Here is a 5,298-nt window from a genome sequence, read left to right on the forward strand (position 1 = left end):
ATTACATTTGCTAGTTCAAAAACAGTACAATTTTTCTGTGAATTAGCAAAACAAGTATTCACCGACAACTCCATAGATAGTTATTTAGAGGGTGTTTGTATTGCCTCGATAGGTCCACAAACTTCAAAAAGTTGCCGTACATTTATCGGACACGTAGATGTTGAAGCTGCTGAATACACTTTACCTGGATTAACGCAAGCTTTAATTGAATGGGGAATTAAGTAGGGTGCGTGACGCTACCAAAAATTTTCAACGAAGCTCATAACTGGTAGCGTCACGCAACCTTACTTACAAGGCGCCGAGTCACGAGTTAAAATATTTAAATGAAACGCATAATTGGACTAACAGGTGGTATAGCTACAGGAAAAAGTACAGTAGCAAACTATTTAGGACAAACTTATAAATTACCTATATTAGATGCTGATATATACGCACGCGATGCAGTTGCTGCTGCTTCACCAATATTAAATCAAATAGCACAGCGTTACGGCAAAGATATTTTATTAGATAATGAATTAAATCGTGCTAAATTAGGTGAAATAATATTTAAGAATGAATCAGAACGTCTTTGGGTTGAGAGTCTAATTCATCCTTATGTAAAAGAAAGATTTAATCAAGAAATAGCTATATCACATAATAGTATTTTGGTATTGGTTATCCCTTTATTATTTGAAGTTGGAATAACTGATATAGTAACTGAAACATGGGTTGCAAGCTGTTCAGAATTACAGCAGTTACAGAGATTAATGCAGCGTAATAATTTAACTTTAGAACAAGCTCAAGCTCGAATAAATAGTCAAATGCCACTAGCTGAGAAAATCGCGCGTGCGGATGTGGTGCTGGATAATTCGCATTCTTTAGATACGCTTTTGAAACAAGTAGATGTAGCAATCCGACTAGAACCTAGGTAAAAATCACGTTTCCAATCTATATAAATAAGCTTGATCAAAAGTCACGAGTTTTTTGGGCTTTACATAAATTTTACATTTCTGCCGCAAAAGAATGTTATAACTTTAAAATTGTTCTGCAATTTTATTATTTAATAGAAAAGTAAAAGTATTTGCTTTTTATTTATAAAGGCATTTTAGTACTGATGTAAGTTACTTTTGTACCTTATGATTACAACGGCACAATCTACAAGTAGGCTGCTTCTTAGCCGTTACAGTAATCGCGGAAGTATTTACTTGTTTGCTCCGATGGTAGATTTCAACGTTATGGCTGAAGTTGGTGATACTCCACCTTAATATTAAATTTTTGCTTAACTAGTTGTAAAGAATACAGCGAAATCAATAAATTACATCTTTACTTGACGTAAGTAAGGAGTCTTTGCTGTTGCTTTAAAACTGCCCGTTCGCTCCTGCATTGAACTCTCGATTTAATTAATGCTTACTGGGCTTGTAATCCAGACTCATCAATCGATTCAGGCATTTTTATTTGGTACAGGACGGAAGCTCTATTTTATGATTTACGCTATCCCTATGCCTCAAATAATCGCCTCTGAGAGGTTTATCTGATGGTTATAAATGTTACTGTAAATCAAAAAATACTTAGGAATAGCCTTTTTTCTTTCATATCAAGGCTTTAATTTCCCTTTAGCTCTAAAAATAAGCGAACGCCAGTTAAAATAGCAGCTATAGCAATCCAAAATGTATAAACCGAATATAATTCGGTTTCGACAACGTGCGATTTTACCAATGATTTACTCTTGCGGTATATGCATAATTTATTGAAATAAATATGCTTGCTAGTAAGTACCTTTGTAAGCATATCTTGTACTAATAACGCCTAGGTTTTGAAAATTTACGAATCTAAGACGTATGTAAAGACCTTACATGTAATATTTCTGCCACAATTTTTTTGAAGAGAGAATATATCCATGAATAAGTTGCAATTTATTTCCAAATGCGAACGTTTGAAAGAGCTTTTATTAATGACCGTTTTCGGAAATATTCCCACAATTTTCTTAGGTGTAAAGTTAAGAAATATCGTATATCGTGTTATTTTTGCACGCTTAGGTAGCTCTGTTTTTATTCAAGACAATGTTGAGTTTTTTGGAGCCAGTTCTATTGAAATTGGAAATGGTGTGTATATTTTTAAAGGTGTTTGTATGGATGGAAGAGGCTGCAGTAATAATAAAATTTGTCTAGAAAATAAAGAAAATAAAATTCGTCTAGAAAATAGAGTTGTTCTTGAGCGTAACGTTAATATAGGAGCGCTAGATGACACGTTTATCCATATCAATCAAAATACTTTCATTGGACTAGGTACTTGTATTGCTGGCCCTGGAAATATAAGAATTGGTCAAAACTGCCTGATTGCAGCGCAGTCAGGAATATTTGCGAATAATCATAATTTTGCTGATTTGGAGTTGCCCATAAGAGAGCAAGGAGTGACTCGTCAGGGAATTGTAATTGAGGATGACTGCTGGTTAGGTTCTGGAGTTAAGGTATTGGATGGAGTCACTATCGGAAAAGGTTGCGTTATTGGCGCCAATTCTGTGGTTACAAAAGATATTCCTCCTTACTCAGTTGCAGTGGGTGTCCCCGCACGAGTTATCAAAAAGCGTGGAGCAGAAGAACTTAGTAAGTCTATAAGCATAAAATAATTAGGCTGTGCCAGCACCTCTGCTGGCTTTAATAACTTTTGCAGGAACTCATATCAACACATCAGCTATTAGAAGATAGCTAGATGCCTAGATGCCTCTCAAGAAGTAAATAGCTGGAGAGTACATTCTACCGCGCTTGGAGTTAGTAAGTTTGCAGGAATTATAAGAGTATTCTAATTAAAGAATATCCCCAGATAAATCTTGTAGGATAGGCTGAAAAGCCAGTTCATCAAACATAAGGGACAGGCGATACGCCTATCCGGAGGTATGATTTAATTTGACTTTTTGACTAAAAATCATCTTTAATGAGATAGCCATTAACGCAAAGCCAAATATTTTTTCTAACCAATAATTAGGTATATTCGTGGCAAGTCTGGCGCCGATAAGTCCACCAAAAAAGAAACCTAAACAAATGAGCGAAGCTATTTTTAAATCTACGTATCCCTGCTGATAATAAGTCCAGGCAGCTAAAATTCCAATTGGAGGAACCAATAAAGCTAATGTAGTGCCTTGCGCTTGATGCTGAGAAAAGCCAAACCAAAAAATTAAGGCAGGTGTAATAATTACTCCACCACCAATTCCGATTAACCCACTCAATGCTCCAGCAAAAACCCCTAATAGTAAAAACAGTATCATAATGCTTACCTCCATTTTTATGCATGAATAATTTTGTTGCTAACAAGTGTGTCTATTTTTATTTCACAACTCATTTAACCGTAATCAATTGTTAGACTATAGGCAATATTATTTAGTTATCAAAACGATAAACTCAAGTGATTCACTCAATTTAACTTTTATATCTAGTCGAACAATCTACGGCATTTCTATCTTTTTTTAGTATTTTTAAATCTTAATAAAATAGCGCCAGTAAACAATATTTTTTTGTGCAAAAACCTTTGATTTTTGAAGATAATAGGTATATAAGATTGCTTTGCAAAGCCTGTACTTAAATCATGTACAGCGGCAGCATATATAAAGTGGAATGTTGCTAATCTCGAAATTAAATAAATAAAACTTATGTATAGTACTGAAATATTAGGATATTTATTCAATGGCAAAGATGACACTAGACCAACTAAAGATTTTTCTAGCCGTGGCAGAACATATGCACTTTACGCGCGCGTCAGAAGCACTATATATTAGTCAACCTGCGGTAAGTGGAGCAATTCAGGGATTAGAAGAAGAATATGGAGTAAAACTTTTCCATCGTATTAACCGCCATATTGAGATTACCGAGGCAGGAAAATTGTTACAAGTCGAAGCTCAGAAAATTTTAGACCAGGTAGCTTTAGCAGAACGGGGTTTGCGCGAATTAAACAATTTGCAACGAGGAGAATTAAAACTGGGAGCTAGTCTAACTGTTGGTAATTACTGGCTACCTGATTATATTAGTCTATTTAAACGTCAATATCCCGGCATCCAGGTCAATTGTACTCTTGCCAATACCGAAGTAATTATTGCTGGCACAGTTTCCGGTTTGTTTGATTTGGGTTTGGTTGAGGGGGAAGTTAACTCGGACACATTTAATTTAGACAAGAAGATAGTCGGGAATGATAGGCTAGTCATTGTTGTAGGAAAAACTCACCCTTGGTACGAACGCGGTTCTGTTTATTTAGACGAACTCATCACAACAGATTGGGTAATGCGAGAACCTGGTTCTGGGACACGACAAAGATTTGAACAAGCATTACAACAGTGGGGAATAGAAACAAGTAAACTAAATTCAATATTAGAATTTACCAGTGGCGAAATGGTGAAAGCCGCAGTTGAAAATGGAGTAGGCGCCGCTGCTCTTTCGGAGTTAATGGTAAAAAAAGAGGTTGAACTAGGTGTACTGCGTCCCATTATGTTGATAGCTTTTGAAGAAAACTCTTCTCATAAATATGAGATAGTCAGAGAATTTATTATGATAAAGCACCAGCAAAGGTTTCAAACCCTTGTGTGTCAGGTGTTTGAAAAAATGTTGTTCAAGCACATTTAAATAGTTAGAAGTAACAAAAATTAATATAGTGTATTACTAATATAATTGTAAAATGTCACAACATTTACACATAATTGACAGATAATTATCATATTTACCTTTTAATATATTAAAATATATAGTAAATCAACTATGCAATGAAAGCATTGATAGTTGCAGCTTCATATTAAATTTAGTAATTATGGTATAAAGAAATGAAAATTAATAAGTCGTTTATTTTATGGCGATTACCCTTAATATTGATAATATCCTCTATTAGTATTTTTAGCTATAGTGTATTGTTAAGTCAACGGCATCGAGTAGAAGCTGTTGCACAAAGAAATCAAGCACAGCAAGCACAGTCAAAAATTCAAAAAAATATTTATTTCAGCGTACCAACAAAATTTGCTTCTTCAACGTTGTACCAAGCAGAACTTAAAAAAGGAGAAAAATATATTGCTTTGACTTTTGATGATGGACCAGCGGCTCATTCTACAGACCAAATACTAAATATACTTCGCAAAAACAACATTAAAGCAACATTCTTCATGATAGGAGAGAATGTCAAAGCTTATCCTACTCTAGCGAAAAATGTCATAGCAGATGGTAATGTCATTGGCAACCATACTTGGCATCACTGGTATCGTAGTATGAGTCCACAACTAGCAGCTTCAGAGATTGAAAATACGGCAAATATAATTTATCAAACTACTGGCGCCAAAACTAGTTTATT

7 protein-coding genes are annotated in these 5,298 nt (G+C 34.8%); 6 read left to right on the top strand and 1 reads right to left on the bottom strand.

Features of this window, described 5'->3' with window-relative positions:
- From AC2JBO_RS42765 to AC2JBO_RS42780, 4 genes are all read left to right on the top strand, one after another.
- Positions 1 to 225 (top strand): uroporphyrinogen-III synthase (locus tag AC2JBO_RS42765; RefSeq protein ID WP_496959695.1); only part of this gene is annotated, 225 nt, incomplete at its 5' end.
- 98 nt (positions 226 to 323) lie between these two features.
- Positions 324 to 911, top strand: coding sequence for a dephospho-CoA kinase (gene coaE, locus AC2JBO_RS42770; RefSeq protein WP_496959696.1), 588 nt, complete (start codon positions 324 to 326; stop codon positions 909 to 911).
- A gap of 204 nt (positions 912 to 1,115) precedes the next feature.
- Positions 1,116 to 1,244 (top strand): hypothetical protein, encoded by a 129-nt coding sequence (locus tag AC2JBO_RS42775; protein ID WP_496959697.1) that lies wholly within the window; start codon positions 1,116 to 1,118, stop codon positions 1,242 to 1,244.
- 632 nt (positions 1,245 to 1,876) lie between these two features.
- Positions 1,877 to 2,605, top strand: coding sequence for an acyltransferase (locus AC2JBO_RS42780; protein WP_496959698.1), 729 nt, complete (start codon positions 1,877 to 1,879; stop codon positions 2,603 to 2,605).
- Between the two features lie 255 nt (positions 2,606 to 2,860).
- Here AC2JBO_RS42780 and AC2JBO_RS42785 read toward each other — a convergent pair whose 3' ends face one another.
- Positions 2,861 to 3,241, bottom strand: coding sequence for a sulfite exporter TauE/SafE family protein (locus tag AC2JBO_RS42785; RefSeq protein WP_496959699.1), 381 nt, complete (start codon positions 3,239 to 3,241; stop codon positions 2,861 to 2,863).
- Positions 3,242 to 3,656: 415 nt separating this feature from the next.
- Here AC2JBO_RS42785 and AC2JBO_RS42790 point away from each other — a divergent pair, with 415 nt between their 5' ends.
- Positions 3,657 to 4,586 carry a LysR family transcriptional regulator gene (locus tag AC2JBO_RS42790; protein ID WP_496959700.1) on the top strand — a complete coding sequence of 310 codons (930 nt, stop codon included), beginning with the start codon at positions 3,657 to 3,659 and terminating at the stop codon, positions 4,584 to 4,586.
- Positions 4,587 to 4,780: 194 nt separating this feature from the next.
- The coding region (locus AC2JBO_RS42795; RefSeq protein ID WP_496959701.1) for a polysaccharide deacetylase family protein at positions 4,781 to 5,298 on the top strand (518 nt) is incomplete at its 3' end.

The organism is Calothrix sp. CBUCES-K 9914 (genome assembly GCF_059640475.1).